The sequence below is a fragment of the Methanosarcina sp. WWM596 genome, from assembly GCF_000969965.1.
GTDB lineage: Archaea > Halobacteriota > Methanosarcinia > Methanosarcinales > Methanosarcinaceae > Methanosarcina.
Map to the genome: position 1 here is coordinate 2,873,069 of NZ_CP009503.1, position 26,703 is coordinate 2,899,771.

Consider the following 26,703-nt stretch of genomic DNA (forward strand, 5'->3'; position numbering starts at 1 on the left):
TTCAAAATAAAGAGATAAGGAACCTGTGAGACTTTATACCCCTCTAAATTGAAATCCAAAATAACCAATCGAAAATCAGAACAGTAAATCCGGATATGGCAGATCGATAAAAATATGACAAATTATGCAGGTGGTGTCCATCTTAATAATCATGCTTCATAATTATACACATCAGGAATTAGATTCATCCTTTTTGTTGTATTATAATCAACAGACTCTTAAAAAGAAAAAAAATGGGTGAAAAGATAAGCTATTTAGAATAGCGTCTTTTACACCTTAAAAGACTCAACCCATTCCGGCCTTTCAGGAGGATTATTTTTCAGCATTTCCCTCCACTCTTCATCCGTCAACCTTTTTCCCGAGGGCTGCCAGAATTCATAATAACTCATTACAGGCCCTGCTCCGAGCACGATCCTGCCGTCAGGCTGTTTATACGCTACTACCATCAGGTCCAGTTTTCCGGTCCCTTCTTCCAGTACTCCGGCAGGAGAGGTGTAAACATCCGCGACCAGAGTGGACATCTGGGACTTGATATCTACGTTCTCAAGCATTGGAGCTATATTCTGGTCGAAATTCCTGATGAACTCGTACTCTTCATCCGTCAGCTCTTCGTTTTCAAGCTCTTTAATTGAGATTTCCAGCAGCCTTTCAAGGGTGTGTTCAAGAGTTGTAAAGTCTTTATCCGACTGCTCATCAAGCACTTCCATATCATTTAACCCGGTATGTGCCATTCTGGTAAGAGCAAGCATCCTGGCATAGAATTCAGGCACTGGCTCCACATATCCCTGAACAGGTATTTCTTCCAGATCATAGAACGCACCTACAAAGTAAGCCTGCTTCGCATAGAGAATAGTATCATGCCTGAGCTCGGTCCAGGAAGCAAGAGCCGCGTTCAGCTGTTTATCTTCCCAGGCTTCGGTCTGCATGAAAGTGGGATAGCCCTCTGGAGAACTTACCAGGAGGGGCTTTAAGGCATATAGTTGAGCCCAGTAAAGGTTTTTGTTCCAGTCTTCTTCATCAAAAGCTCCGAATTCATTTTCCAGAGACAAATGACGTTCTTTGTATTCTTCGTTTTCGGAAACCCCCATATTTTTAAGGTGTTCCGTGGCTCTTTCAGAACCGAGAAGATCCATGAGATTCAGGGCAGGGAAACCAAGCGTCTGGAAGATATAGGAATCAGGGGTATATCGTTGCCCCATAAACCTGAAACCCTTTGAAGCCTCAAGAGTTTTGCTTTCAGTTTCGCAGCCTGCCTGAATTATTTCACCTGTACCTCCATAGATTTTCGGACTTTCATATATTTCCAGCTCGGTTTTCAGTTCTGCCAGGCTTTCGTTGTCGAAACTCACTCCATCTATATTATCCCCAAAGACGGTATCCAGAGCTTTTGCATATTCATAAGGCCCGAGATCGTCGGAAAAACCGACATAAAGAGCTGTCACGTCGTAAATTCTATCCCATCTGTCCCGGAGGTTTTTGTCCCTATCAAAATGGTCAGAAATCAAAAGGGCCTGAATTGTCTGAATTCTGGACTCCTTTTCGGATTCTTCCGCAGCTGATTTTTCCGCAACTGATTCTTTTGCCATTGATTCTTCTGAAATGATCATGTCCGGCCGAAGGAGCATGCTCATTCTACCGTGCCACATCATGGCCTTAAAATAGTTAGTTAATTTCTCAGATGTTGTATAGTGCCCTCTTGGAATGTACTGAGAGTTATCTTCATAATACTTGAAAATAGGAGATATTCCTCCTTTTTGCGCTTCTATCAGGGCAAGTTCGGCTTCTACATCGGCTTTTACAAATGAAGGGATTTCTACACTGTATTGTTTCGCATTCTGTGGATCAAAGAGTATAGCTGTCCCTAAATATCTCTGTGATTGCTCTATCTGCTCAGGTTTCGGCTGGAGCAGGCTCAAAGCCACGGTGAAGTACGCAACATTTCTTCTTGCAGCTTCCGTTACTTCTTCAGAGGCTTTATCCTCTATCGACCTGCTATAATCCTCTATGGAGGCTTCAAGAAAAGCTTTGTCAAGTTTCCACAAATCGTCATAAAATTCCTCTTCTTCGACCCGCTTTAAGGTCTCATCAAACTGGATATGGTAAAGGTGAAGAAGAGAGTCCGACGTGATGAAAATAGGAATATCAGCCGATTTCAGGGCGCTGTAAGTCTCGTTTACTCTTACCGGCTCTGCCTCAAACAGGTTTCCAGCAGCTCTGCTTTCAATTACAACAAACCCGTTTTTGTACAGTAAGTCCCTGTTCTTGTTCGTCAGAGGAACTTTCTGGATGAAATCGTCATAATTTGTAATTTCGGAAGCCTTTAGAGGCAGAGAATAAGCGGGAACGTCGGCATCGAACTGCAGGTTTTCTTTACTGTAATATCTAGAAAAGGAGCTTTCCTTCTCAAGTTCAAGGGTATTGCTCTTATCGGAGAAATTCTCTGCAGGAGCGGTTTTTATGGAATCATTAAATAAATCGCTCTGATCATCTGTTTGATTATCTGTCATTTCTTCCAGTCCTGTTTCTTGGACTGGTTCGCTACTGCTGCCAATGCAGCCTGATCCAAGTATCAGTGATACTGTTAGCAGACAGATAATGATCAATGCACTTATTTTCAAGTCAAATCCCTCACATCTTGATTTAAGAAGGCAAATTAAGGAAAAATTAAAAAATTAAAGTTTCCCGGGAGACAGAACCAGGCAACCCCTGATGACTCTCAAAGCTAACGTAATCATGCCTTTGGGAACATGGAGTCCAGAGAATCCTGGAAAGTACATTTTAACTCCATAAACTACTTTTAATTATCTCTATATAAGTTTTCTAGCCAGATCGTCAAACTGACAGGTTTCATACTCTTTTCGAGTCTGTAATTATTTCCGGGTCTTAGATTGTTTGAGACTTTGCACAGAAAACTTATAAGACCATAGCTACAGCAAGTGTTTTCTACGGATAAACAAAAAAAGAATCTACACAACTCTACGGTTATCTACGTCGACATTCAAGCCAGTTTATCTGAATCCAGATGGCTACATGCCGATTATCTTTAATAAAAATTGAAAACGAAGTAATTTGAGGCTGTGGGGTGTTATAAATTGGAATGGATTTTGGGGGAGAGAGGCCGCAATTTCACTTTGTCGTTGTACTTTCCTTTACTCCAGCAAAGTCCTGGGATTGATAAAGCCACTCCTCAGCATATGGTCGGCAAGCACGAGGGCAACCATGGCTTCGGCAACCGGCACCATGCGCGGAGGAATCGTGGGATCGTGCCGTCCTTTAATCGCTATTTCGGCATTTTCTTGAGTTATGAGGTCAACGGTTTGCTGAAGTTTACTTATGGAAGGGGTGGGCTTTACTGCTACACGGCAGACGATGTCCAGGCCCGATGAAATCCCTCCGAGGATGCCGCCTGCGTTATTGCTCGAACAGGTTATTTTTTCCCCCTCCATGCAGAAGGAATCGTTCATTTCACTTCCGCACATTCGGGCGGCCTCAAATCCTGCTCCGATTTCAAAGCCTTTGACTGCGGGGATGCTCACAAGAGCCTTTGCAAGATCTGCATCCAGCCTGTCAAATACAGGTTCTCCAAGGCCTGCAGGCACGCCTTTTACAATAAGCTCGACAATTCCGCCGACACTGTCTCCTTCCTGCCGCAGGGCTGCGACTTTTTCAAGCATTTTTTCAGCAGCTTCAAGATCGGCACAGCGCACAGGGGTTTTTTCCACGTTTTCAAGGATTTCATCAAAAGAAAGTGTTTTTGCCCTGATCCCGCCAAGTTCGAGCACATGCCCGGCAATCCGGATTCCGTAATGGGAAAGTAAGAGCTTTGCAAGAGCCCCGCCTGCAACCCTGCCTATTGTTTCGCGGGCTGAAGACCTGCCTCCCCCGCGGTGGTCTCTTATTCCATAGCGGGCCATGTATGTAAAATCGGCATGTCCGGGGCGGGGAGTGTTTTTAATAGCATCATAAGAAGAAGACCTGGCGTCAGAATTCCAGACCAGCATGGAAATGGGAGTGCCTGTGCTCATGCCTTCGAAAATTCCTGAAAGAATCTCCACCCTGTCAGCTTCGCTTCTTGGAGTGGAAACTTCACTCTGTCCAGGGCGCCGGCGGTCCAGTTCCTTCTGGATGTCAGCTTCGGAGAAAGGAAGACCCGCGGGCAACCCGTCAACCACAACACCGACAGCCCTGCCGTGGGACTCACCCCAGGTCGTGATTTGAAACATCTGCCCGAAAACGTTTCCAGCCATGCATCTTAACTGGTTTTTTTGCTATTTGATCCTTGGGGTAAAGCGGGTTCCAGGTGCACAACCACATCGGAAACGTCTTTATATTCAGCCTTCAGTGTTTTGCTTACCCTGTGGGCGATAATGTGTGCATCTTCAAGAGGCATATCAGGCTGCAAAAGCAAATGCATATCTATCCGGATATCGCCCATGCCTCCACGAGTCCGGATTTTGTGGCAGCCCAGAACCCCATCAACTCCCATAACAAGGTTGCAGATCTCATCTTCTTCAAGCCTGGACATGTCAAGCAGAACCCTTGAGCTCTCCTTCATAATCCTGAACCCGGCCCTGAAGATAAGGAAAGAGATCAGAAGAGCTATTGCAGGGTCAAGAAGGGGAAACCCTGCCTTTATCGCAACCAGGCTTACTATTACCGAGAAAGATACATAGATATCGCTTTTAGTGTGCATGGAGTCTGCAATCAGTACCTGACTCCTCAGGGCTACCCCTTTACTTTGTTCGTAGCGAGTGACCAGGTAGTTTATGCCCATTGTCCCGAGCATAATGATAAAGCTCAGGGCTGTTACCTCGGGAGCGCTCTGTACAAGAAAACGGTCCAGAGAATTCCGGAAGATCTCAAAACCGACAAACAGAAGCAAGACAGCTATAATAATCGAAGCAACTGTCTCGTATTTCTGGCGGCCATAAGGATGTTCCTTGTCAGGGGGACGGGATGCAATAAAAATACCCACAAGCCCCACAATATTGGATACCCCGTCAAAAAGGGAATGATAGCCGTCCGCGGTCATGCTTAAGGTGCCGGTTAAGGTCCCATAAATGATTTTAGCAAAAGCTACGGCAAGGTTCAGGAAAAGTACAAGGACAAGAACTTGCTGGACTTTTTTGAACCTATGTATCATCAGATGGCACCCTATACGTGAACTGCAAACACAGGAATAAGGAACGACATACATTAAAAACTATACGTAGCCGGAAGATACTGTTATTGGATACTGTTATTGTATAGTAACTTATGTTTTATATTATAATATTCTACTGTCCTTAAAAAGTGCCGATCGTCCACGGTCAAACAGTTGATATTTTGGTGCTCTATTTTTCCAGTGTGGTTGAAGATTGATCCTTAATTTGATTGAAGCCGATCGGTAAGGCCTCACATGACGTCTATAATGAAATGTTGAAAGATGCAGGCTGCCCTATAGACACATTAACCAGTTAGCTATGGACCGCCAGCGTTCAAATAATAGATAAAGTAAATAATTAAAAAAGAATTCAAAAGTAGAAATGAAATTGTAGGTGAAAAAGAAAGGGCAAAAGAGGGAAATAAAAAAAGGTATTTCAGCACTCTGAGCCTATCCATAGTTTGTAGGCTTCAACTATTTCCTGTCCCTCAAGGAAGACCAGCCCGTGTTCTTCGCCGTACTCTTTTGACTTTGCTTTTGAGAGGGCTTTCCCGCTCTCATCATCCAGCATCTCACAGACAACCATTGCAGGGGTGATGCCGGCCATGCGGGCAAGTGCAACTGAAAGTTCGGTCTGGCCCATGCGCTCATCGAGGAGCCCTTCGGCAGCCCTGAGGAGAGCAACATGCCCTGGAGTTCGGAACTCGTTTCCAAAACGGACTCCATTTCCGGAAAGGGAGTTTTCCGTGATTTCCCCGATTTTCCGGATTGTAAGGGCCCTTTCAAGATCAGGGATACCTGTCCTGGTGTCTCTGTGGTTGACCCAGATGGAAAAAGAGGAATGTAAATCGTACTTAAGGTCCCCGTCTTTCTCAACAACTTCTCCGAGGGATTCGCTGGTTTTGCTGGCTTCCCGAACAAGGTCCGCCATAAAAGGCAGCTTGAGCTGGTTTGACGCCACAGGATCCACTGCCACACAAATAAGTCCTCCTGCGTCTTTCCGCATCCACCTGACATCTGTGTAAGTGGCAGCTTTTGCAGGGATCACAAGATCTGTTTCTCCTTCCCTGGAGTCCGAGTCATAGATCTGAATCATTTTTCCATCACGCAGGGCTTCCAGTGCCCTGTTGATGTTCTCATTCTTGTACTTCAGACATTCGTATACCGTGCTCTCGCTCATTCCTGTCCCTCCATACCCTGCTTTTTTACCCGTGTCACAATTCTATCTCCATCTTTCAATTTCAGGGCATCCCTGAGTTTTACCGGTGCAATAATCTCAATTAAATCCGAGGGGTAGTGCGTCCTGTCAGGGACGACCACAGCAGCTTCTATGCCCCCTACTCTGAGAGGATAACAATTCCCGCCTCCGAAGGTGCGCTCTCCATCATTGAAACCTTCTATCCGGACAGCGGGCATTTCTAGTAGCCTGTTTCGAAGAGCCGAGCTGTTTTCCGAAAGTTGCACGTTCAGAGTACCCGGGAAAGGTACAAAATGCAGTTTTTCTTCAAATTGCTTCCTGTATCCTGGGATATTTATATAGTACTGGCCTTCACCAAGGCCTTTAAGCACATTTCCTTCGAGTTCCAGAGTATCAGGTGCTGAGGAAAAGATCCTGCTGTATTCAACGTATTCGTTCTTTAGGATTTCAATCCCTTTTTCTGTCATTTTTATCAACTGGCCACCGGGAACTATCTTCCTTTCAATTAACCGTTCTTCTTCCATCTGCTTTAGCTTTCTTGCTGCGGTTTTAGAGCTGTCCCCCGTATGCTTGTGAAACTCACTCGAAGAGACCTTGATAGTTTTGTTTACTGCTCCTCTGAGAGCAAGCTTCTTCAGGTATTCAATGTCCGGCACTGTCGGCACCCTTATTGCCTTAATTTTGAGATGCATCTCAATAATGAGATGTAAGACTACGCATTTTAGTATAATAAAACTTTTGATATTAAGCAAGGATATAAAAAAAAGGAAGCAGTGCCCCCAACAAAAACATAATAAGTTTTAGAAAATAAATAATTAGAATAAAGAGAATTAGAAAACAAACCTGTTATGATACAGCATATCAATATCGAATGTCCCTCATATTCGCCTGAGGAGAAGGTCTCGCGCATAAAAGGATAACAACGTTCCATGCTAGGGGCTCAAATTCAGGAGCCATTTGCTTTTTTCACTCTTTTTATCTGTCTCTCTAATTTATTTTTATTTGGGTTTTTTGCCCTGACTTCTCCTGCAGGACACCTTCGGAAAAAAAAACATCACCGGAGAAGTTAAGTATTTAGTATTTTGAATCCATGTACTGATTAGACCATGATAAGAGAAATTGATATTGAGTGCCCCTCCTGTTCCCCGCAAGAGGAAGTCGGGCATGAGGTTCTGAAAGAAGGACAGAGCCCGCTAGTCCGCTGTATGAAGTGCGGTCAGGTGCATCCTGCGAAGATAAAAACCCCAAAAAACGTCAGCTTAAGAGTCATTGTAAGCAAGATGGAAGTTTCAAATACCTTCAAAACCGAGCTGGATTCCGAGACTGTGCTTCAGATAGATGATGAGCTGGTTGTTGACGATGAAGAATCGGGAATGGTATGCCCTATCCTGATTACCTCAATTGAAGCAGGAGGAAAACGTGTCAATGCAGGTATTGCAGAAGAAATAGAAACTGTGTGGGGAAGGGCAATTGATGAAATAACTGTAAAATTCTCCGCACAGGAAGGAACTGAAAAAACGGAAGTAATAGAAAAACGCGTTCCCGGAGACTATGAATTTGTAGTGGGAGCAGAAGAGAAAGTTGGAAACACCAGGCTTTTTATCACCAAAATCAAGGTAAGGGACGGGCTTTTCAGGTCAAGGAAAGGCGATGTTGTACTTGCAAAATATGTAAAACGCATATTTGCCAGAAAGGGAAGAAGAGAAAGGTTAGGTCAGAGTGGGAGCAGAAGAGGACCGTGGTAAAAAAGACCACAGCGAAAAAAAGGGAGTGAAAAAACAGGAAGTAGATCAGGAAGAACTGCATAAACTCGAAGAGATGCGAGAGCGTCTCATAAGAGGGCTTGAGATCCATGGAACGGAAAAAAAAGTCCTCAAAGCCATGCTTAGGGTCCCAAGGCATATATTTGTCCCGGAATACGCGAAAAAGGGGGCTTACATTGACACCCCTCTGGATATCGGCTTCGGGCAAACAATCTCTGCCCCTCATATGGTTGCTATCATGTGTGATCTCCTTGAGCTTTCAGAGGGATTAAAGGTCCTGGAAATAGGGACGGGGTCAGGATATAATGCAGCGGTAATGGGGGAACTTGTAGGAAGGAGTGGGTATGTATACACTGTGGAGCGCATAGAACCCCTTGTGAATTTTGCAAGGGAGAACCTGAAAAAAGCCGGCTACGAAAACGTTATCGTATTGCTTGAAGACGGATCTGTGGGCTATTCCAGTTATGCTCCTTATGACAGGATAGTTGTAACATGCGCAGCTCCCAGCATTCCTGTGCCTCTGCTGGAGCAGTTGAAACCCGGAGGAATAATGGTAATTCCTGTGGGGGAATATGCCCAGGAGCTTATCAGAATTAAAAAAGATAACGAAGGCAATATACATAAAGAGAGAAGAGGGGGAGTTGTTTTCGTACCTTTGATAGGCAAATACGGGTTTTAAAATTATTGCCAGAAAGAATAGAGGGTTTTTCTGGTCTACGCGATTTCTGAAAAGGACTATTTTAAGGATAACAGGGGAAGAAAGAAGAAAATGAATTCAAAGAGCTTCGCAAGCTCCTTGTAGAAGGGCTTGAAGGTATCGTACGTGAAAAAAAAGTGCTTAAGGCTATGCTCCGTGTTCCCAGGCACAGGTTTGTTCCGGAATATGAGCAAAAGGCAGCTTATACGGACAGACTTCTATAAATCAGCCACGGACAAACAATATCTGCTCCTCATGTGGTTGCTATTATGTGTGAAATCCTGGAGCTGTCTGAGGGGTAGAAAGTCCTGGAAATTGGGGCAGGTTCCGGATATACTGCTGCAGTGATGGCAGAACTCATAGAAAAAACCGGATGTATATACACTATGGAATGCATAAAACATTTTACAAATTTTGTAAGATAGCACCTGGAGGAAAACAGGGTATGATAATGTTACAGTATTACTTGAGAACAGATCAGTAGGTTATCCCCGGTATGCACCTTATGACAGGATAGCTGTAACATGTGCAGCTCCCTATATCCCTAAGACTCTGCTGGAACAGTTGAAGCCCGGGGCATAATGGTAATTCCTGTAGGGAATTATTTCCTGGAATTTTTTAAAATATGTCAATGGAAATATACGTAAGAAAAGGAAAGGTGAGGTTACTTTCATGCCCATGCTCGGTAAACATGGATTCCCAATAAATTGAGAATGCGAATATCTGGCATTAGAAAAAAGTCTGAAGCAAGGTTATTAGCATCTTCTTTAATAATTTACAAAAAATTAAATAAGGTATTAATATATGTGAAATTAACTACTGGATATGGACATCGATAATTACGAGGATTTTGAGGAAATTCATGTCAAAGATGTCTATATAGTCGATGTTTTCAGTGACCCTACCCCGGTTGTACTCCTTGAAAATTTAAAAGGTGAGATGCTTCCTATATATATTGGCCATCTGGAAGCCCTTTCAATAGGAAACGTGCTTAAAAATATCTCCCCACCTCGCCCGATGGCTCATGACCTCATGGTTAATATTTTTGATCGCATGGAAATAAAGGTCGAGGGTGTAATGATAGATGATAAGGTGGATAAAGTCTATTATGCCCGCCTCCTGATCAGAAAAGACAATAATATAATGCAGTTTGATGCCAGACCAAGTGACTGTATTGCCCTTGCCCTCAGGGTGGGAGCCCCGATCAGAATTAGAAAGGAAGTGCTGGAATGTTCCGAAATAGAGATGTCCAGACTTGAAGGCGCCCGCGTGATGAATATTTTTGGCTGACTCGCCCGAATTGCGCTTTGGGATCGCAGGAAATCGGAGATTTTTTTCGCTGCGCTCAAGAGGACTATTTGATGGGTTTTGGCATTTCAAATCTGTTTTCTGCTTTTTTTGAATGGCTTTCAGATCAGCTGATGGAGACATTTATATTCTACATGAATTGGAAAAACATTTTCGGGGTAATGGAATGTATTCACTCTATCCCGGGGTTACTTCTTTCAAAATCCATATATTTTAATTGTGGTGTCGGCTTTTGGATCACTTTTTATCTGGGTAACAGCAGGCCCATACCTATTGTGGTGCAGGGAGAGAAAAACGAAAGATCTTTTCCCCGGGCTCTGGAATAGATTAATCAATTAATGAGGGACCACCTGATTATTCCATCTCTGCTTATTCTAATAGCCTGCTGCCCTCAGGACTTTTCCCGCTTAATTTCAATAAGCTTTTAATAACAGTTAACTTCATTATCCCTTAGATGCTCACCAAAAGAATCATACCATGCCTTGATGTGACCCTTGACAGGGCAGGCGGCTGTGTAGTCAAGGGTGTGGAGTTTGTGGACCTGAAAGAGGCCGGAGACCCTGTAGAACTTGCCAAGCGTTATAATGAAGACGGCGCGGATGAACTTGTTTTCCTGGACATTACAGCTTCAGCTCACGGCAGGGAAACAATGATCGATGTGATCGAAAGAACTGCAGATGAGGTTTTTATTCCCCTCACGGTGGGAGGTGGGATCAGTTCGATTGACGCTATCCGCCAGATCCTTAGAGCAGGCGCTGATAAGGTCTCGGTCAACACTTCGGCAGTAAAGAATCCTGATTTTATCAAGGAGTCCTCTGATATATTCGGGGCCCAGTGTATTGTAACTGCGATTGACTGCAGGCGAAATACCGACATAAAGAACAATCCCGGAAAAACCATCTTGGAACTTGAAGATGGAACCCCGGCCTGGTATGAATTGGTAATTTACGGAGGCAGGGAGGCTACGGGGATTGATGCCGTGCAGTGGGCAAGAAGAGCAGAAGAACTGGGTTCAGGAGAAATCCTGCTTACAAGTATGGACCGGGACGGGACCTGCGCTGGCTACGATCTTCCCATTACAAGAAAACTCTCTGAAGAACTGGATGTACCCATCATCGCCTCTGGCGGAGTTGGAAACCCGCAACACATCTACGAAGGTTTTTCCGAAGGAAAAGCTGATGCAGCCCTTGCAGCAAGTATTTTCCACTTCTCTGAATATTCAATACGGGAAGTAAAAGAGTACCTGAGAGAGCGGGAAATCCCTGTAAGGCTCTAAATTCCGGAAAAAGGTAGTAGGACATCTTATCCAGGTGCTGAAGCTATTCGCAGAGAAGAGCCCCAAAATATAGGGGAAGAACTTGCGGACGGCTTTGCCTGGATGGGAGCTCTTGCCAATCTCTACGGAGTCGATCTTGAAGAGGCATTCCTTAAAAAGTGTCCCAGCGTCTGTTTTACCTGCAGGCAAAAGCCCTGCGTCTGCACTGACTGAGAATGCATAAGTGCAAAATGGTGTTTTGGTCAAGCAGAAGAACTTTCATTTAGAATCCTTGTTTTATATATTCACTTCCAGATATATTGAGATACTTTTTTATTTATTAGAGACAATCTCTTATTCGTAATTTTATCTGGATTCGTTATTTCTCGGGGTAATCGAAGATGTCAGAAACAGAAACAATGGAAATTCTTGAAGGTTTGAAATTGAAGATCCTGAACGCCACCGATGAGGACTTTGTGCTTCAGGCTCAGAAAATAGAGAAAGGAAAATACAAAAAAGGCCACCAAGCTCCAGAAAAAATCGGGTCTTATGAGGAAAAGGTCTTAGAGCTCATTGCATGTGACGGAAGCTGTGAGGGTGGAGCGGACATTGAAGGCTGGATAAAATACGGGATAGGGTGCTCAGAGGGATACTTCAAGATGCACTTCAAGCATATGGGAAAGGAAAACAAAATCAGCTATTCCTGCGAAGCCCATATGCATGATGGAAAAATGCTCTGCGAAACCTCTAAAGATAAGAAAAACGATAGGATTATAACCTGGACAATTGGACCAAAAGCATAACCCTAAAAAATATGCTATTGGGTTTTTCCGTAAATTTTTTATAATCTACTCTCTCTCTTTTATTATTTTTTTTTGAAAGTGTTGCCGGTTGACTTTTAGGACATCCAAAATGGATGCCAAAGCTTAATTAAGAGCATACTCTCTAATCTCATTTGATGAAGCCTGCAAAACCTGAACTGCTGGCTCCAGCCGGCGGCATGGAAGCCCTTATGGCAGCCGTAGAAAACGGAGCCGATGCTGTGTATCTCGGAGCCAGGGCTTTTAGTGCTCGGGGATATGCATCTAATTTTTCAGAAGAAGAGCTTGAGAAAGCTATTGATTATGCCCATCTCAGGGGCGTAAAAATATACGTAACCGTAAACACTTTGCTCAAGGAAGGGGAAATCGAAAGTGCCCTTAGACTACTCTCCCGCTTGAGAGAAATGGGAACAGATGCAATTATCATTCAGGACCTGGGGCTGATTTCTCTTTCAAGAAAATATCTGCCTGATCTTCCCCTGCATGCAAGCACGCAGATGACTCTGCACAACAGTGAAGGGGTTGCTTTTGTAAAGGAGCTGGGATTCGAAAGAGTAGTCCTTTCACGGGAAGCTTCGCTCGAAGATATAAGAATAATAAAAGAAAAAAATGATGTAGAGATAGAGGTTTTCGTACATGGGGCCCTCTGCATTTCCTATTCTGGTCAGTGCCTCCTGAGTAGTCTTATAGGGGGAAGGAGCGGAAACAGAGGGTACTGCGCTCAGCCGTGCCGTAAAAAGTACAGACTTTACTGTGAAGGAAAACAGATTAAAACCAGCGGCAGTTATCTTCTAAGCCCGAAGGACCTTAACACGACCTCAGGCCTTGGAGCCCTTATAGAAGCAGGGATCGAATCTTTTAAAATTGAGGGCAGGATGAAAAGGCCGGAATATGTTGCAGGCGTTGTCAGGGTCTACCGTCGCTTGATCGACAGGTACCTGAAAAACCCTTCAGATTATTCGGTTTCCGAAGAGGAGCAGGAAACCCTTACCCAGCTTTTTAACCGCGGCTTTACTTCGGGCTACTTTTTTGGAAATCCGCGTGGAAAACTCATGAGCCGGGAAAACCCCCACAACCGTGGGATTCCAGCAGGTACGGTTGTCAATTATGACAGGCGCACAAAGCGTATTCGTGTAAAACTTTCAAACTCCCTTCGCCTGGGAGATGGGGTAATGGTTGAAAACGCCGAGACCAGGCCTGAGGATAAAGGAAGAATCATTTCCTCGATGTATACTGAAAGGGGGCCTGTATACAATGCAGGGAGAGGGGAAGTCATAGAGCTCCCCTTTGATTCGAGGGCACCATCAGGAAGCGCGGTTTACAGAACACATGACAAGAAGCTTATGGATTCCCTTAAAAAAGAAAGTGAAGCCGGAGCCCTGAGGCCAAAAATTCCCTTATTTCTCACCGCAACTATCGCCCTGGGTAAACCTGCCAGGCTCGAGATAAAGGATAGCGATTCAAATACAGTGACAGTTGAATCCGAATATCTGGTAGAGAAAGCAGAAAAGCTGCCAACTTCAAAAGCCCGGGTAGAAAAACAGCTTATCAAACTTGGAAATACTCTTTATGAGGCAGCAGAACTTAATGTGAGTGTAGAAGAGGATATTTTTATACCCGTGGGGCAGCTGAACGACCTGAGAACAAAAGCGGTCTTGCAGCTTGAAAACTTGCGCGTATCAAAGTGGAAGCGAAAGCCTTTAGAAAATCTGCAGTTCCTCGCATCCGGAGAAAAAAAGGCAAAAAAAATAGAGATCACAGGGGAAACAGAAGAAATAGAGATCACAGGGGAAACAAACGAAATAAAAGCCCAAAAACTTTCGGGAAAGCCCCTGCTCTCAGTTACTGTGTATTCTCCTGAAGGGCTTGAAGGAGCTCTTGCAGGCGGAGCAGACTGCGTTTACTTCGGAGAGAGACTTGTCAGAAGGCCGAAAGCAGCCGGAAAAGAGAAAAAATCCGATGAGGAAGACGCTTCCAGAAAGAATCTTGATTCTATTTATGAAAGCGCTGTTCTGAAAGCCAGAGCTGCAGGCAGAAAAATCTATTTTAATACTCCTAAAATAGTGAAGGACTCCGAAATGAAAATGGTAGAAGAACTTCTCTCCCGTGTGGAAAAGTTCGGAGCTGACGGTGTCCTTGTTTCAAATCTCGGGACGTTTAACCTCGCAAAAGAAAAACAGATCCCGTGTATTGCAGACAGTCCTCTGAATATCTATAACGGCTATACCTTTGCCCTCTTTTTGCAGAAAGGGGCAGAAAGGGCTGTACTTTCTCCCGAATTAACGCTTGAAGAGCTCAAAGAAGTAGCTTTTTACGGACCTGCCGAATGCATTGTCCATGGTCGCCTTGAACTGATGGAATCTGAACACTGCCTCGTAGGCGGGTTGCTCGGGAAAGACGGAGGTCAGTGCAGTGCTCCCTGTGCCTCAGGAAACTTTACGCTGGTAGATGAGAAGAACTATGAATTTCCTCTGCTCATGGACTACCAGTGCAGGACTCACCTCCTGAACTCAAGATCTCTCTGCATGCTTGAATATGTCCCTGCAATTATCGAAAGTGGAGTTTCAAGTCTGAGAATCGAGACTTCTGGAATGGACAATGTAGAAGAAATCAGGAAAATTACAGGGAAATACAGGAAAGCGATTGACGCATTTTATGAGAGAAAGAGAACAAAGGAAAAATGTGAGGATTTCGGGAAAGGTTTTACCACAGGGCATTATTTCAGAGGCGTGCAGTAAGAAAACTGAAACCCGGAAATACAGCCGGAAAAACAGCCGGAAAAACAGCCGGAAAAACAGCCGGATAAACATACCAAAAAGCAGCCAGAAAAACAGGCAATAAAGCGGTGAGGTATAAAAGAGAAATAAGGATGATGGTAGGAGAATGGAAAAAAAGAAAATCGCAGAACGGCAGAGTCCAAAAATTTTTCTGTCAGGTTCGATTCGGGGAGGTAGACAGCTTCTTGAGACATATCGATTTATGTACGACGCCCTCGAAGAAGCAGGAGCCAAAGTACTCAGCTGGCATGTTGCAGATCCCGCTCTGGAAGAAACTGAATCAAAAATGACTGAACAGGAGATCTATGATAGAGATATGGGTCTGCTTGCAAAAAGCGATGCGCTGATTGCAGAGGTGACAGTACCATCTACGGGGGTGGGCTATGAAATATGCAGGGCGCTTGACCGGAAAATTCCCGTGCTCTGCCTGTACAGGCCCGAAGCGGCAGTCTCTGCAATGGTGCTCGGGAACCCGGATCCTTCACTGGAGGTAAGGACTTATTCAAACGAGGCAGCACTTAAGGAAATTATTGTGAAATTTTTCCGGTTTCTCTGAGGAATAAAATGCCATAAAATATTGTTGCTTTCTTAAATAGATAAGGCTAGAGATCATTTTCGAACATATCCGGCACAAATTACCAAAAAGCCACAACTGGTTCATAAAACTCAATGATAAATATAAATAATTTGAACACTATGTATAATCTATGGTAGTTGGAGTTCCCGAGATTTCAGTATTAATTCTGGCAGCTGTAGCGGCTTTTGTGCTGTACAAAGTCCTCAAAACTGCCACCAGCCTTGCAATAAATGCAGTGCTTGGGATCTTAACCCTGATCGTAGCAAAGTTTTTGTTAGGACTTGAAATTGCAATCACCTGGGTAGCAGTTCTGGTCTGCGCAATAGGAGGAATTTTCGGAGCCCTTGTAATAATTGTGCTTAATTACCTTAAGCTAGCCTTTTTATGAAAATAAAAATCAAATATTTACAGGCTGTCTCATAACTATTTTAACTTGTACAATTGGGTAATACCCATTTCAATTTTTATTTCATTTCAACAATGAGAGATAATTTTCATAGGTCAACATAGCATATTTGTTATTCTCGCTCGAATTCCCCCTTTATTCCAGCCTTTACTTCCTCCCCCAACTATCATTTTCAGTTAGGATCCTCTCTAATTCATCCTTAAATTGAACCATATTTGTCCTTTTTTATATCAATTAAATTAGATCACAGTTTTCCTAAAAAAAGTACATCTTATTTTTAAATTAAATTTTAATTAAAGCCTTAATAAACCGTAAATTTTATTGAGGAGGATATACTATCCTCTTCTGGCGATATATTATAAAAGCTCCGCTTATTCCACTAAACGAAGATTTCAAATGGAAATTGTTATCCGAAATATTAAATGTTTTTGATTTGAGATTTTGCAGGTAAATACTCACAAGGAGGGGCATTGTGCCCCTCTCAAGATCAGTGCCTGCAATTAAAATCGTACTCTTAAGCGTGTTTTTCCAGAGAAATTTCCTATGCTATCAGAGAATTAAACGAAAGGGAAAGCTTGAGAAATTTTCTAAAAATCAGTTCGGTACCAACTGAAAATGAAATTTATGGCATTCTTAGTAAGTATGAACCAAACCAGTTTACTTATTTTGTTTTTGAACTCTTGAACGAATTATACCCTATGAGAAAAAACGGATCAATAGGCATTATCATTGACAGTACTGACATAAACCTTAACCTGAACTGGCATGCAAAAAAGATTACCAAAAAACCTGGAAAACAAAGAATACAAGTGGGGCCACTCAACTCATAGAGGATTCTTCATTGGCATGAAACTGACTCTTGCACTTGAATATCAAACATTGAAACCTTTAGCTTTTCTGATTAATGAAGCAAATGTATCTGAACCTAAAATTTATCCCGAAATACTTAAGGAACTCAAAAGACGGGGAATATTAAAAGCAGGAGACATTGTTTATGCTGATAGAGGATATTTTTCTTACGAAAAACTAAAAAGGAAATTAAAATCTACAAAAAAATAATTGCAAAATTTAAAGAGCTAATAAGCAAATGGAAAGAATTTAGATCTGTGAGATCAATCATAAAAGATATATTCAAATTGGCTAAGAAAGCATACTCTATGGAGAATTTGCACAGATCTACAAGGAGTTCTGTTCAAAAATACTGCTCTTTAGCTGTACTTTTAGTGGGGATGACTGTAAATTACGGGATTAGAGAAAGAAAGGAAGTACAAGCCTTTCCTGAATAACGAAATAAAGAGGGGGCTAAAATCTTATACATGTTAAGTTGTCTAAATCTTACACATGTTACGTCGATATTTAGGAACTGGGATTAAGTTACCACTCGAAACAGCGAAGAGTCTTTTTTCGATAAAACCTTAATAACTTGATTTGGTGGTGAAATAAATGAGTAATGCCAATCAAATACTCCCAAATTAATCTATAGACAGAATATTATAAAGCGAAGAATAATGCTTGTATTTTTAGAGAGCATTGTCATGATAGTACTGTTTCTGTTTATTCCTGCTCGTTCACTTAATTTCTTGGAAGCATGGGTTTACTCTATTGTATTGTTTGTGTCACTTGAAATCGGAGTAGTCGAAGAGAAAGAAAAGTATCAAAAGATTATACAAGGATTTACTTATATAGGATTTGCTTTTATCTATGTGATTCCAGCGTTAGATCACCGATTCTCTTGGTCACATGTCCCATCTTCTATTGTAATCTTCGGTGATATTTTTTATCTATAATTAATATTGGAGTAATAAATAACTCATTAATTTGGAAATAAACTTCTTTTGAACTTTCAAAACATAATAAATATTTATGTTTTTATGTAAATTATGTAAATAAGTTGCAATAAATTCTAATTTTTAAAGTAAATGTAATTTTATATCAATTTTTGAGCTTAATTCGTATTCAAAGGCATTTCGAAGTATTATTTTAGAGGTTTTAAAGGTAATTTTTTGTCAAAATACGTGATTTTGACCGATTTTTTTATTTTAAAGCATTTTTATCAATTTTGGTAGAACCTCAATTAAGTTCAAAGTTTCCGGAAAACTCCCCTGAACATATGCCGTTGATAAGATTTCCCTCTAAAAATTTTCTCTTTTGTTGCATTTTCCAGTTTAAGAACTTCAAATCCACAGAAAAGTCTCTTTACCTCTTCTTCAGTAAAATAATGATAAATTATCCCGTTTTGCCGGATAAAAGTCTTTTCTTCAAATGGGCTTGAAGGCTCTCCTCCGCAGCGCATATCTTTACAGCCGAAAGCCTCAAAAAAAATAAAACCGCCGGAGCAGAGAAGTCGGAAGAATTCCCTGACAGCAGCTTCTCGCTCCTCTTTAAAAAGGTGCTGGAGCACACCGTAACAGAGAATCCCGTCAAATGACCTGGGTTTGAAAGGAAGGGCATGCACACTTGCCCCAAGATGTTCTGCAAACCTGCCACTCCTTGAAAGCTGCGCACGGGAACTTCTAAGGGCAGTTAAAGAGATATCAGTCCCGAAAGTATTGTAGTGCCTTGAAAGCTCCCCAAGATACCTTCCGTTTCCTGAGCCTGCATCCAGGACTCTTGCTTCTAGCGCAAGATAAGTCTGCAAGTTCCGGATAGACGCAGGGCCCCCCCATTTGAGGTGGGCATATTCCTTGTCCCAGGCGAGGAAATGTTTTTTTGAAGAGCTTGTCTTTGAAGAGCCTGTTTTTGAAGAGCCTGCAGGTTTTTTCACCGGCATTTCCATATCCTTTGATGCATCCAGATCTTCTATTCCAACCTTGCCAGGAATCAAGGGGTCCGGAAATCCCATACCCTTTATAACCTGCCCATTGTCGGTTTCTACATTCATCGATCTTTTCCCATATTCATCTGGTTTCATTCACATGCGTTTTTCAGGGATGTATGTTGAAGTTTCCCTGAACCGGGATATCAGGAAGTCCTTCTCAAAAGAAGATAAGAACCAGCCGGCTTTCGGACCCGAGCTCTGCCCGAGAATTGAGGTGTAAATAGCTTTGAAAAGGTCTTTCGGGTTCACCTGCGGAACCGGTGCATTTAACTTTTCCGCGATCAGCTTGCTCAGCTCAGAACCTTCTTCTTTTGCAGAATAGACCAGCATATGGTATTCCTCTCCGCTAATTTCCTCTTTCGCTTCGATAAGGTCTGCGAAAGCCCCTAGGAAAACTTTCTGGAGTTCCGAAAGAGTTGCTGCCTGCACAGGCACCTTCTCTTTTACACTGAACCTGGCAAAAGGCGGGGCATAGAGTTCAAGCCATCTGGATACATTATCTACAAGTTCTCTTATACACTTTTTATCTTCAATTGAAAAGCCTGACCGTTTTACGATCTTCAGCACCTGATCGAAATCCCCCCTGGCAACCTGGTAGATTGTCACCATTTGCTTGAAAGGAATTTCCGGGTGGCAGATACCGGTTGCCCTGGAGAGCTCGTAAATTCTCTTTTCAAAGTCCCCCAGGGAGGGATCATTTTTCCGGAATTTTTCCCTGAGCCGCTCGTATTCATCTACCATGGTGAGGAGAGGCTGTCCGGGGTCGAACTGGATATGTTTTTCAGGTTTTGTGCGGATGATCAGGTAGCGCAGGACTTCCGGAGGCACCACCTCAAGCATATCCGAAATCGAGACGACCACTCCCGTTGAGGAAGACATCGCCCCCTGCTTTCCGAGCATTATCCACTCATAGACGATAGGGTGGGGTGGCTCGTGCCCGTAGATATCCCTTACTATTCGCTTTCCGGTATCATAGGAGCCGCCTCTTGAGGCATGGTCTTTTCCGAAGGGTTCTACAGTTACCCCGAGGACAGCCCAGCGGGCAGGCCAGTCCACTCTCCAGGTGAGTTTCCCTCCTCCTGCCATTGGCACCTTCCCTGAGTGACCGCAGGCACAGACATAGTCCACAGTTTCGGCTTCCAGGTCAAAACCCGTGACCTTCGTGGTCGTGATTTTCCCGCACTCGTTACAGCGGGGATTGAAAGGGCTCCAATCTTCTGCAACTGTTTTTCCCGAGACCTCTTCAAGGATCTTTGCAATTTCATTCCTTTTCACAAGGGCGGTTTTTATTGCTTCAGTATACAGTCCTGACCTGTACATTTCATCAGCCCTGAAGACCTCGGGATTGATGCCCAGGCGCCTTAAGGCTTCAAGGAAAGGTTTCAGGAAATGCTCGGCATAGTTTGCACACTCCCCGCATGGGCAGGGAACCTCTGAAATTGGTTTTCCCACATGCTCAGCATAACTTTCAGGGAGGAAAGGGTAAACCTTGCGCAGAGGGTCGTAGTTGTCGGCAATATAGATAAAACGGGCATCTGACCCCCTATCAAGGAGGGCCCTGTAAGCAGCATCAGCAGTTACAACCTCCCTCATATTGCCTATATGAATATGTCCGGAGGGAGTGATTCCTGTGGCAACAAGATGCTTGCCACTCTTATTTAATACGTCTTCGGCTATGACGTCTGCCCAGTGAATTGTGTCAGCCATGGTTCTCACCAGAATATCAGATAAACCGTAGAATCGGGTATGATAACAAGAAATGAGGATCTGTTCATGCATTTATCTACAGGTTTGGATTTCCTGCATAATTATCGTATCAACGGATAAACTTTGGGCTGGCAATGAAAATCCCTGAAGGTACTCGATTTATTTCCACATCATGGCACAGGGAATCAAAAAGAGTGAAAAATGGAAAAAAGAGTGAAAAATGGAAAAAAGAGTGAAAAGGATGGGAAAGAGAGAATCAACTCTGGGAGATAAAAAAAGGAAAAAAATGGAGGTTCAAAGGCAAATTGTTTTAGGAGTCTGCAGAATTACGGAGATTTAAAATGGGCTTTATGAGGCAAATCAAGCAAACTTGATTTACCACTAAATAAAAGCACGTATAAATATATAAATTTATCGTATTAAGAAGGTCATATCCTTAAAAAAACAAAAATAGTAAAACAATCTAACTGAAAACAACCTGTAAGGAACTCCAAAATTGGAATTATTAAAATATGAAAGAAAAACTGCAGGCTGGAAAAAAAACTCACATGAAATTCTTTGAATACCAGAAACAAACAAATGAAAGTACTCTCCACCCTACCTTTTTTACCTCTCAACTCTTTGTTATCTCTCTCAACTCTTTGTTATCTAAACTTTTGCTCATCTCTACTCTTTTTCCGTAAGCTTTTCTACCTTTTCCGAAAGCTTTTTCATCATCTTCCGCAGGTTGGCAAGCTCTTCCTACACTTCAAGGATCCTGTCATACATGGGACTCCGGTTGTCCTTAACTGCCTGTTCCTGGGAAAAACGCTGTTTGCTCGGTGGACATAAGTGTACACCAGCCACATCGCAACAAAGCCTATGGTACTCAACCCCGCAAGAAAGAGCAAATAATGCGGAAAAACGATCCTGATATACGAGTCCCCTTCACTGTAATACTGAAGCCGGGAAATCATCAGGAAATTAAGGATTGAAAACAGAAACATCGCCTTTCCCACAAGGGCAAGCAGCCCCCCAACCCGGGTGGATATTTTCCTCTGTTTAGGGGTTAATTTTTCAAACACTCTGGTTACCTTTGGAATCAAAAATAGGAGATAGAAGTTTAGATCTAATTATTATAACTATTATAAAATATAATATGTGGTGGAACCCGGCTAATTTATTTATTAGGGGGCCCGGGGAAGAGTTCAAACAGCTTTTTTTATAAAAACGTCCATATTATAAAAGAGAGGGACTGATATGGTATATGTTGTTATAAAACATAAAGTAGAGGACTATTCCAGATGGAAATCTGTTTTTGACGAAAACGGAGCTACAAGAAGGAAAGCAGGATGTAAAGGCGGAAAGCTTTACTGCAGTTCGGACGAAACAAACGACCTGTTTATTCTTTTTGAGTGGGATAATAAAGAAAATGCAACTGGATTCATAGAATCCGAAGACCTGAAAAAGACAATGCAAAAAGCAGGGGTTGTTGGCAAACCGGAAGTCTACTTTTTAGAGAAAATCGAAGATTTTCCGGTCTGATTTATAAAATAGCCCATAATAGCCGTTAAAAGAAAAATGAAAAGGGGAGGAAAAGGAAAACCCCCCTTTCCAAACTTTTTTGGGAATATTAATTGTAGAACGGTCTCGATTTTCCGTCTTATATATTTTAACATCATATCGATTTTACATTTCATTTGAGTTTAAATCCTTCATACTTCAGCACGTCCTGAATCGTGTCCACGTACTCGACGTTTATTCCGACATTCTCCTCGATATATTTCTCGGCGTCCACAACTTCCGGAACTCTCTGGACGACTTCAAAGCCTCCGATTTTCCGGGTTGAAAGTTTATAAGTGACAAGCTCGCTGTTTTCTCTGGGCAGAAGGAAGAGAGTCTTTCCCCCGGCTTCTGCTGCTTTGGCTTTTTCGACGAGTCCGCCTATTCTTCCTATATTGCCTTCATTGTCAATAGTGCCGGTAAGGGTTATACTATCATTAAGGGTGGAATTATCAATTGCAGAAATTGTAAGAAGGGTCATCAGAGCACCTGCACTGGGACCCTCTACACCGGGGATTTCATCTTTAGCGGTAATGCTGAAGATGATATCACTGCTTGAGAGTTGCTTTCCGGTTTTACTCTCAGCTACAAAGACTGCAGTGTTTGCTGCATCCTGAAAGACCACACCCATAAGAGGGGTTGTCTGAACAAGCACGCGGCCTTTTCCAGGCTGAATTTCAACCGAGATATTGATCAGGGTACCTTCTTCAGAAACCGACTGCCTGATAAAAGGACCGTTTTGCTCGGTCTGGACTGTCTGGAAAACTGCAGGCCCCTGGAGAGTAGCGAATCCTTCTATGCTCACAGGACACATTTGAGAGCCATTCTGAAGCTCAAAGACTCTTTTACGGTATAAGTCAAGCTGGGAAGCATAGGACTGGAGAGACTGGTTATCCTGAGTTACCTTTGTTTCAAGCCTCTCATTTTCCTTTTCAAGGGAATTTATACGTTCCTGCATTTCCTGGACCTGCTCCCCCTCAACCGGGGCTTGATAAAATAAGACAAAGTAAGCATTTGCAATAAGCGAAAGGGCAAGGATAAGGGTAAGAAGCTTGGATTTCATATGAAGAATTACTTTGCACGGCTTGTACTTATTCTTTCCTTCAAGAGCCCCGCATTTTTGAGTAGATATATTTCTAGACAGAGGTTTATCAGGCTGGTTGGCCATAATCGGCTTCTGGATCATATGATTACCCTTCCGTCCGTAGTCAGACGAAGGTTAAAAACATGGAACCGTTGTATTTTAGATTTAAAACAGAGCACTGTTGTATTTTAGATTTTCATTTTTAAAAAAGAAAGAACAGTAATTACCCTGTTTTTGAAGGCATTTACTGCTGTAAATCTCTTTTTTGAGTGGTGTGTAGTTAGTTAAATGGTATTTGTACCATTCATTTCTCACTTTTCTTCTTTTCCTGTTCTTCTGCAAGAGCAACCTTTTTACCGCAGAGGTCGCAGTTTCCTTCTTCAGTTATACAGGGCTGTTTCGGGGCTTCCCCTCCACAAATTCCACACTTTACCATATTTTATTCACCTCCTTCTTACAGTCGTTGGCATTTATGCCATTAATAATCAGCCAGTCATTCATTTATACTTAATCGGCATCATAATATACTAAATGCACTCCTGTGCCCTGAGATAATTCATCTAGCCCAATGACCTTTAAGGTTGTAACAGAAACTTTTTATCTAAAGCCATAATATATAAAATATATGAAAGACAGTGGCAGGAAAAAAGAAAATTTCCCTGAAAGCTCGAAAGACCCGAAAGACCCGGAAATGGTGGAAATAAAGGCTATTAGGGAAAAGCTTTGCGATATGCATAGCGATATCAAGAAAGTTATGGAATTTTCGAACAGGCTGCGCTTTGAAACTGCTATGGAATGCTCAAGGCAGGAATACTCAAATGCAATTCTCAGCCACCTCTATGAAGATATCAATAGTGGACTTGAAAGAAATATGGTAAAGAAATGCCCTGAAAAAGAAAACTGCAGGTCTTCCTTTACAGCCCTTCTCCAGAGGAACGCAGGGCTTGTAAAACAGGGCAGGGTAGATGAGGCACTCCTTTCAGGAAACAGGGAAAAACTCGATGAACTTAGATGTGGAGCCCCTTACAGCAAATGTGAGCAGTGTTTCTCCGAAGTATCCAGCCTTTTCACAAAACAGGTCAACCTTATGCGCTCAATGAGGATTTATGCCAGCAATCAGGAGCAGAAGCCTGATATTTCAGCCCTTGAGACCAGCGGACTTCTGAGAGAAGTCCTTGAACCGGTATCCAATCCCCAGCGCCTGGAAATTCTGAGGGCTGTGGCTTTTGAGACGAAAAGCTTCTCAGCCTTTTCCGAAATTACAGGCCTTCGAGGCGGAAACCTGCTCTTCCATCTGCAGAAACTTATGGACAGTGGGCTTATCCTGCAGCAGCACGAAAGAGGGGATTATATGATTACGGAAAAAGGGTTCAAAATTCTGAAGGGCCTAAACGAATTATACTCCTCACTTCAATCCTCCCAACTGCAGATCTCTGCCGAAAAAACACCCGGAGAAAATGAAGAAATTCGGGTCTGATCCTTTCTGCCGGAGCCGCTCAGGAAAGTGAATTACCCATTACTGAAATAACGAGTTTTCTGCTTCATACCTCGAACTATTGTTCATAAGTCCACAGGCTCTACCTTCTGTTCCAGAGTCGAAGTAAGATCAAATTGGTTCTGGTTTCCCTGGCTTGGTTATCGCTTAGGAATTCAGTACACAGCATAGGACAGAATAGTAGTTAGAGGTTAGTAAATAACGAAAATATGGGGCGTTGATGGCATTCTACCTTCGACTTTCGTAAAAAAAACCGAAGATTCGGGGGCGTCTGTTAGCTGAGGAATCAGGAGTTTATATTATTTCTGGCTTACCCGGTATGCCGTTTACGCTCTTTTAATTTCTATATCTCTTCTTTTAATTCCTATCCTCTTTCTTTTAATTCCTATCCTCTTTCTTTTAATTCCTATCCTCTTTCTTTTAATTTCTATCCTCTTTCTTTTAATTTCTATCCTCTTTCTTTTAATTTCTATCCTCTTTCTTTTAATTCCTATCCTCTTTCTTTTAATTTCTATATATTTTTTTTAATTCCAATTCCTTTTCTTTTAATCCCTATGCCTTGTAACTTTCTTCGGCTTTCCTTACGTTCGGCCCTTCTTTTGTGTCCTGTACGACATAACCCAATGCCTTTATTTTCTCCCTGAGGGCATCGGAAGTTTCCCAGTCTTTCTTTTTTCGGGCAGCTTCACGTTCCTCCACAAGCCTGACCACTTCTCCCGGGATTTCCTTTTTGCCTGCCTGTGCAAATAGACCCAGGACATCCGAAAACTGTCTGTAAAGGGAGTAAACTTTTTCCAGGACCTCCCTGTTTTTCCCGGCTTCAAGGTATAAGTTGGCTGTGCGCGAAAGTTCCCTGAAAACGGCCAGAGCTTTTGGGGTATTGAAATCGTCTTCAAGAGCTTGCCTGAACTGAGCCTCAAGTTCCTGAAGGGCTTCAAGGGTTTTTTGATCTCCAGGATCTGATTCATTGTCAGCACCCTTCAGGGCAAATTCAAGGTTTTCGAGGGTCTCTTTAAGCCGTAAGTAATTGTTTTTTGCGTTTTCTGCAAAGGAAGCGGAATAGTCCAGCTTTTTCCGGTAGTGTACTGAAAGGAACATGAAACGGACCACCTCCCCCCCATACTTTTCAACAATCTCGGGAAGGGTGAAAACGTTTCCCCTGGACTTGCTCATCTTCTCCCCTTCAACTATAAGGTGCTCTCCATGAATCCAGGTGCATACGAAGGGCTTTCCGGTTGCACCTTCGGACTGGGCGATCTCGTTTTCATGGTGGGGGAAGATCAGGTCCACACCTCCTGTATGGATGTCAAGGGTAGGGCCGAAACTGTTCATTGCCATTACTGAACACTCTATATGCCAGCCAGGACGGATTTTTCCCCAGGGGCTTTCATAACAGACCCCCCTTTCGATCTCCTCAAGCGTTGAGGCTTTCAGGAGGGCAAAATCCCTTGGATTGTCTTTATCATACTCATCCACATCCACAGACGCGCCAATTATGATATTATCAAAATCGAGCTTTGAAAGCTTGCCGTATTCCGGAAACCCTGAAATCCTGTAATAGACAGACCCGTCTTTTTCATAAGCCATCCCCTTTTCAATCAGTTTCCGTGCAAGTTCGATCATACCGTCAACATTTTCTGTAGCCCTTGGATATGCAAAAGCCCGCTTTATGTTCAGCATATCAAGGCCTTTGAAAAATTCGGCCGTGTATTTGTCCGTAAAGGCCTTAAGAGACATCCCGGCTGCTTTTGAGTCCCTGATAGTTTTGTCATCGATGTCCGTAATGTTCATCACGAGTTTTACTCTATACCCGAAGTATTCGAGGGTTCGTACGATATTGTCAGTCATCAGAAAGGTCCGATAGTTTCCTATGTGAGGCATATTGTAGACCGTTGGCCCACAGGCATAGATCGAGACCTCTCCTTCCTTTACAGGTTTGAATATCTCCTTTTCTCGTGTCAGGGTATTGTAGACTTGCAGCATTCGGAACACCTCTGGTGATTTTATTTCAGGTAAATTAGTCCTATCTACTATTAGCCCTATCTCTTAATATTACTTCCAATTGCTTTATTACTTTTGCAGCTCCTGTAAATACTCCGATAAAAGAGCCTG

Annotated in this window: 22 protein-coding genes and 3 pseudogenes; 14 read left to right on the top strand and 11 right to left on the bottom strand. The window is 42.8% G+C overall.

Annotated features, from left to right (window positions below):
• Positions 1-269: 269 nt before the first annotated feature.
• From MSWHS_RS12675 to MSWHS_RS12695, 5 genes are all read right to left on the bottom strand, one after another.
• Positions 270-2,507 (bottom strand): DUF3160 domain-containing protein, encoded by a 2,238-nt coding sequence (locus MSWHS_RS12675; RefSeq protein ID WP_082088401.1) that lies wholly within the window; start codon positions 2,505-2,507, stop codon positions 270-272.
• Positions 2,508-3,149: 642 nt separating this feature from the next.
• On the bottom strand, positions 3,150-4,247 hold the full coding sequence (gene aroC / locus MSWHS_RS12680) for a chorismate synthase (protein ID WP_048129630.1): 1,098 nt from the start codon (positions 4,245-4,247) through the stop codon (positions 3,150-3,152).
• A gap of 5 nt (positions 4,248-4,252) precedes the next feature.
• Entirely contained in the window at positions 4,253-5,143 is an 891-nt protein-coding gene (locus MSWHS_RS12685; protein WP_048129627.1) for a cation diffusion facilitator family transporter, read from the bottom strand.
• 436 nt (positions 5,144-5,579) lie between these two features.
• Positions 5,580-6,323, bottom strand: coding sequence for a 3,4-dihydroxy-2-butanone-4-phosphate synthase (gene ribB, locus MSWHS_RS12690; RefSeq protein WP_048129625.1), 744 nt, complete (start codon positions 6,321-6,323; stop codon positions 5,580-5,582).
• Complete coding sequence (locus MSWHS_RS12695; RefSeq protein WP_048130612.1) at positions 6,320-7,033, bottom strand: winged helix-turn-helix domain-containing protein/riboflavin kinase; 714 nt, start codon at positions 7,031-7,033, stop codon at positions 6,320-6,322. Before MSWHS_RS12695 ends, ribB begins: the two co-directional genes overlap by 4 nt.
• A 414-nt stretch (positions 7,034-7,447) precedes the next feature.
• Between MSWHS_RS12695 and MSWHS_RS12700 the strand changes: the two genes are divergently transcribed.
• From MSWHS_RS12700 to MSWHS_RS19470, 12 genes and pseudogenes are all read left to right on the top strand, one after another.
• The gene (locus tag MSWHS_RS12700; protein ID WP_048129621.1) at positions 7,448-8,086 is read left to right on the top strand and encodes an HVO_0476 family zinc finger protein; all 639 of its coding nucleotides are present in this window, start codon (positions 7,448-7,450) and stop codon (positions 8,084-8,086) included.
• Entirely contained in the window at positions 8,061-8,783 is a 723-nt protein-coding gene (locus MSWHS_RS12705; protein ID WP_369798537.1) for a protein-L-isoaspartate O-methyltransferase, read from the top strand. The genes MSWHS_RS12700 and MSWHS_RS12705 overlap by 26 nt, the downstream gene beginning before the upstream one ends.
• A 167-nt stretch (positions 8,784-8,950) precedes the next feature.
• Positions 8,951-9,226 (top strand): annotated as a pseudogene (locus MSWHS_RS22400) (hypothetical protein).
• A gap of 67 nt (positions 9,227-9,293) precedes the next feature.
• Positions 9,294-9,383, top strand: a pseudogene (locus tag MSWHS_RS22405) (protein-L-isoaspartate O-methyltransferase); the annotation flags it as partial.
• A gap of 243 nt (positions 9,384-9,626) precedes the next feature.
• Positions 9,627-10,091 carry a bifunctional nuclease family protein gene (locus MSWHS_RS12710; protein WP_048129619.1) on the top strand — a complete coding sequence of 155 codons (465 nt, stop codon included), beginning with the start codon at positions 9,627-9,629 and terminating at the stop codon, positions 10,089-10,091.
• A 472-nt stretch (positions 10,092-10,563) separates the two neighbouring features.
• Positions 10,564-11,385 carry an imidazole glycerol phosphate synthase subunit HisF gene (gene hisF, locus MSWHS_RS12720; protein ID WP_048129615.1) on the top strand — a complete coding sequence of 274 codons (822 nt, stop codon included), beginning with the start codon at positions 10,564-10,566 and terminating at the stop codon, positions 11,383-11,385.
• Positions 11,386-11,454: 69 nt separating this feature from the next.
• On the top strand, positions 11,455-11,598 hold the full coding sequence (locus MSWHS_RS12725) for a hypothetical protein (RefSeq protein WP_231585740.1): 144 nt from the start codon (positions 11,455-11,457) through the stop codon (positions 11,596-11,598).
• A 167-nt stretch (positions 11,599-11,765) separates the two neighbouring features.
• Entirely contained in the window at positions 11,766-12,167 is a 402-nt protein-coding gene (locus MSWHS_RS12730; protein ID WP_048129610.1) for a hypothetical protein, read from the top strand.
• Between the two features lie 155 nt (positions 12,168-12,322).
• The gene (locus tag MSWHS_RS12735) at positions 12,323-14,923 is read left to right on the top strand and encodes a DUF3656 domain-containing protein (RefSeq protein ID WP_048129608.1); all 2,601 of its coding nucleotides are present in this window, start codon (positions 12,323-12,325) and stop codon (positions 14,921-14,923) included.
• A gap of 145 nt (positions 14,924-15,068) precedes the next feature.
• Complete coding sequence (locus MSWHS_RS12740; protein ID WP_048129606.1) at positions 15,069-15,518, top strand: nucleoside 2-deoxyribosyltransferase; 450 nt, start codon at positions 15,069-15,071, stop codon at positions 15,516-15,518.
• Between the two features lie 151 nt (positions 15,519-15,669).
• Positions 15,670-15,927, top strand: coding sequence for a pro-sigmaK processing inhibitor BofA family protein (locus MSWHS_RS12745; protein WP_048129604.1), 258 nt, complete (start codon positions 15,670-15,672; stop codon positions 15,925-15,927).
• 376 nt (positions 15,928-16,303) lie between these two features.
• Positions 16,304-17,231: pseudogene (locus MSWHS_RS19470) on the top strand (transposase).
• 794 nt (positions 17,232-18,025) lie between these two features.
• Here the strand turns inward: MSWHS_RS19470 and MSWHS_RS12765 are convergent.
• The 3 genes from MSWHS_RS12765 to MSWHS_RS12775 form a co-directional block, all read right to left on the bottom strand.
• Positions 18,026-18,856: a class I SAM-dependent methyltransferase gene (locus MSWHS_RS12765; protein ID WP_231585426.1), complete on the bottom strand. Its 831-nt coding sequence runs from the start codon at positions 18,854-18,856 to the stop codon at positions 18,026-18,028.
• Positions 18,857-20,470, bottom strand: coding sequence for a lysine--tRNA ligase (gene lysS / locus MSWHS_RS12770; RefSeq protein WP_048129598.1), 1,614 nt, complete (start codon positions 20,468-20,470; stop codon positions 18,857-18,859).
• A gap of 713 nt (positions 20,471-21,183) precedes the next feature.
• Positions 21,184-21,534 carry a hypothetical protein gene (locus MSWHS_RS12775; protein WP_231585427.1) on the bottom strand — a complete coding sequence of 117 codons (351 nt, stop codon included), beginning with the start codon at positions 21,532-21,534 and terminating at the stop codon, positions 21,184-21,186.
• Positions 21,535-21,709: 175 nt separating this feature from the next.
• Between MSWHS_RS12775 and MSWHS_RS12780 the strand changes: the two genes are divergently transcribed.
• A complete protein-coding gene (locus tag MSWHS_RS12780; RefSeq protein ID WP_048129596.1) occupies positions 21,710-21,994 on the top strand; it encodes a hypothetical protein in 285 nt (94 codons plus the stop codon).
• A 151-nt stretch (positions 21,995-22,145) separates the two neighbouring features.
• On the opposite strand, the gene MSWHS_RS12785 is transcribed toward MSWHS_RS12780, so the two are convergent.
• Positions 22,146-23,198, bottom strand: coding sequence for a S16 family serine protease (locus MSWHS_RS12785; RefSeq protein WP_231585428.1), 1,053 nt, complete (start codon positions 23,196-23,198; stop codon positions 22,146-22,148).
• Between the two features lie 202 nt (positions 23,199-23,400).
• On the bottom strand, positions 23,401-23,532 hold the full coding sequence (locus tag MSWHS_RS22050) for a hypothetical protein (RefSeq protein WP_255350466.1): 132 nt from the start codon (positions 23,530-23,532) through the stop codon (positions 23,401-23,403).
• 189 nt (positions 23,533-23,721) lie between these two features.
• On the opposite strand from MSWHS_RS22050, the gene MSWHS_RS12790 reads away from it, so the two are divergent.
• Positions 23,722-24,573: a winged helix-turn-helix domain-containing protein gene (locus MSWHS_RS12790; RefSeq protein ID WP_048129594.1), complete on the top strand. Its 852-nt coding sequence runs from the start codon at positions 23,722-23,724 to the stop codon at positions 24,571-24,573.
• A 570-nt stretch (positions 24,574-25,143) separates the two neighbouring features.
• Here MSWHS_RS12790 and cysS read toward each other — a convergent pair.
• Positions 25,144-26,574: a cysteine--tRNA ligase gene (gene cysS, locus MSWHS_RS12795; RefSeq protein ID WP_048129592.1), complete on the bottom strand. Its 1,431-nt coding sequence runs from the start codon at positions 26,572-26,574 to the stop codon at positions 25,144-25,146.
• Positions 26,575-26,703 lie beyond the last annotated feature (129 nt).

Coding starts and splice junctions, on each gene's coding strand:
- MSWHS_RS12780 (WP_048129596.1), top strand. CDS start 21,710: ATGGTATATGTTGTTATAAAACATAAAGTAGAGGACTATTCCAGATGG.
- aroC (WP_048129630.1), bottom strand. CDS start 4,247: ATGGCTGGAAACGTTTTCGGGCAGATGTTTCAAATCACGACCTGGGGT.
- MSWHS_RS12700 (WP_048129621.1), top strand. CDS start 7,448: ATGATAAGAGAAATTGATATTGAGTGCCCCTCCTGTTCCCCGCAAGAG.
- MSWHS_RS12790 (WP_048129594.1), top strand. CDS start 23,722: ATGAAAGACAGTGGCAGGAAAAAAGAAAATTTCCCTGAAAGCTCGAAA.
- MSWHS_RS22050 (WP_255350466.1), bottom strand. CDS start 23,532: ATGGTAAAGTGTGGAATTTGTGGAGGGGAAGCCCCGAAACAGCCCTGT.
- MSWHS_RS12695 (WP_048130612.1), bottom strand. CDS start 7,033: ATGCATCTCAAAATTAAGGCAATAAGGGTGCCGACAGTGCCGGACATT.
- MSWHS_RS12710 (WP_048129619.1), top strand. CDS start 9,627: ATGGACATCGATAATTACGAGGATTTTGAGGAAATTCATGTCAAAGAT.
- MSWHS_RS12735 (WP_048129608.1), top strand. CDS start 12,323: ATGAAGCCTGCAAAACCTGAACTGCTGGCTCCAGCCGGCGGCATGGAA.
- MSWHS_RS12785 (WP_231585428.1), bottom strand. CDS start 23,198: ATGATCCAGAAGCCGATTATGGCCAACCAGCCTGATAAACCTCTGTCT.
- cysS (WP_048129592.1), bottom strand. CDS start 26,574: ATGCTGCAAGTCTACAATACCCTGACACGAGAAAAGGAGATATTCAAA.
- hisF (WP_048129615.1), top strand. CDS start 10,564: ATGCTCACCAAAAGAATCATACCATGCCTTGATGTGACCCTTGACAGG.
- MSWHS_RS12685 (WP_048129627.1), bottom strand. CDS start 5,143: ATGATACATAGGTTCAAAAAAGTCCAGCAAGTTCTTGTCCTTGTACTT.
- MSWHS_RS12730 (WP_048129610.1), top strand. CDS start 11,766: ATGTCAGAAACAGAAACAATGGAAATTCTTGAAGGTTTGAAATTGAAG.
- MSWHS_RS12740 (WP_048129606.1), top strand. CDS start 15,069: ATGGAAAAAAAGAAAATCGCAGAACGGCAGAGTCCAAAAATTTTTCTG.
- MSWHS_RS12765 (WP_231585426.1), bottom strand. CDS start 18,856: ATGAAACCAGATGAATATGGGAAAAGATCGATGAATGTAGAAACCGAC.
- MSWHS_RS12675 (WP_082088401.1), bottom strand. CDS start 2,507: ATGACAGATAATCAAACAGATGATCAGAGCGATTTATTTAATGATTCC.
- MSWHS_RS12745 (WP_048129604.1), top strand. CDS start 15,670: ATGGTAGTTGGAGTTCCCGAGATTTCAGTATTAATTCTGGCAGCTGTA.
- ribB (WP_048129625.1), bottom strand. CDS start 6,323: ATGAGCGAGAGCACGGTATACGAATGTCTGAAGTACAAGAATGAGAAC.
- lysS (WP_048129598.1), bottom strand. CDS start 20,470: ATGGCTGACACAATTCACTGGGCAGACGTCATAGCCGAAGACGTATTA.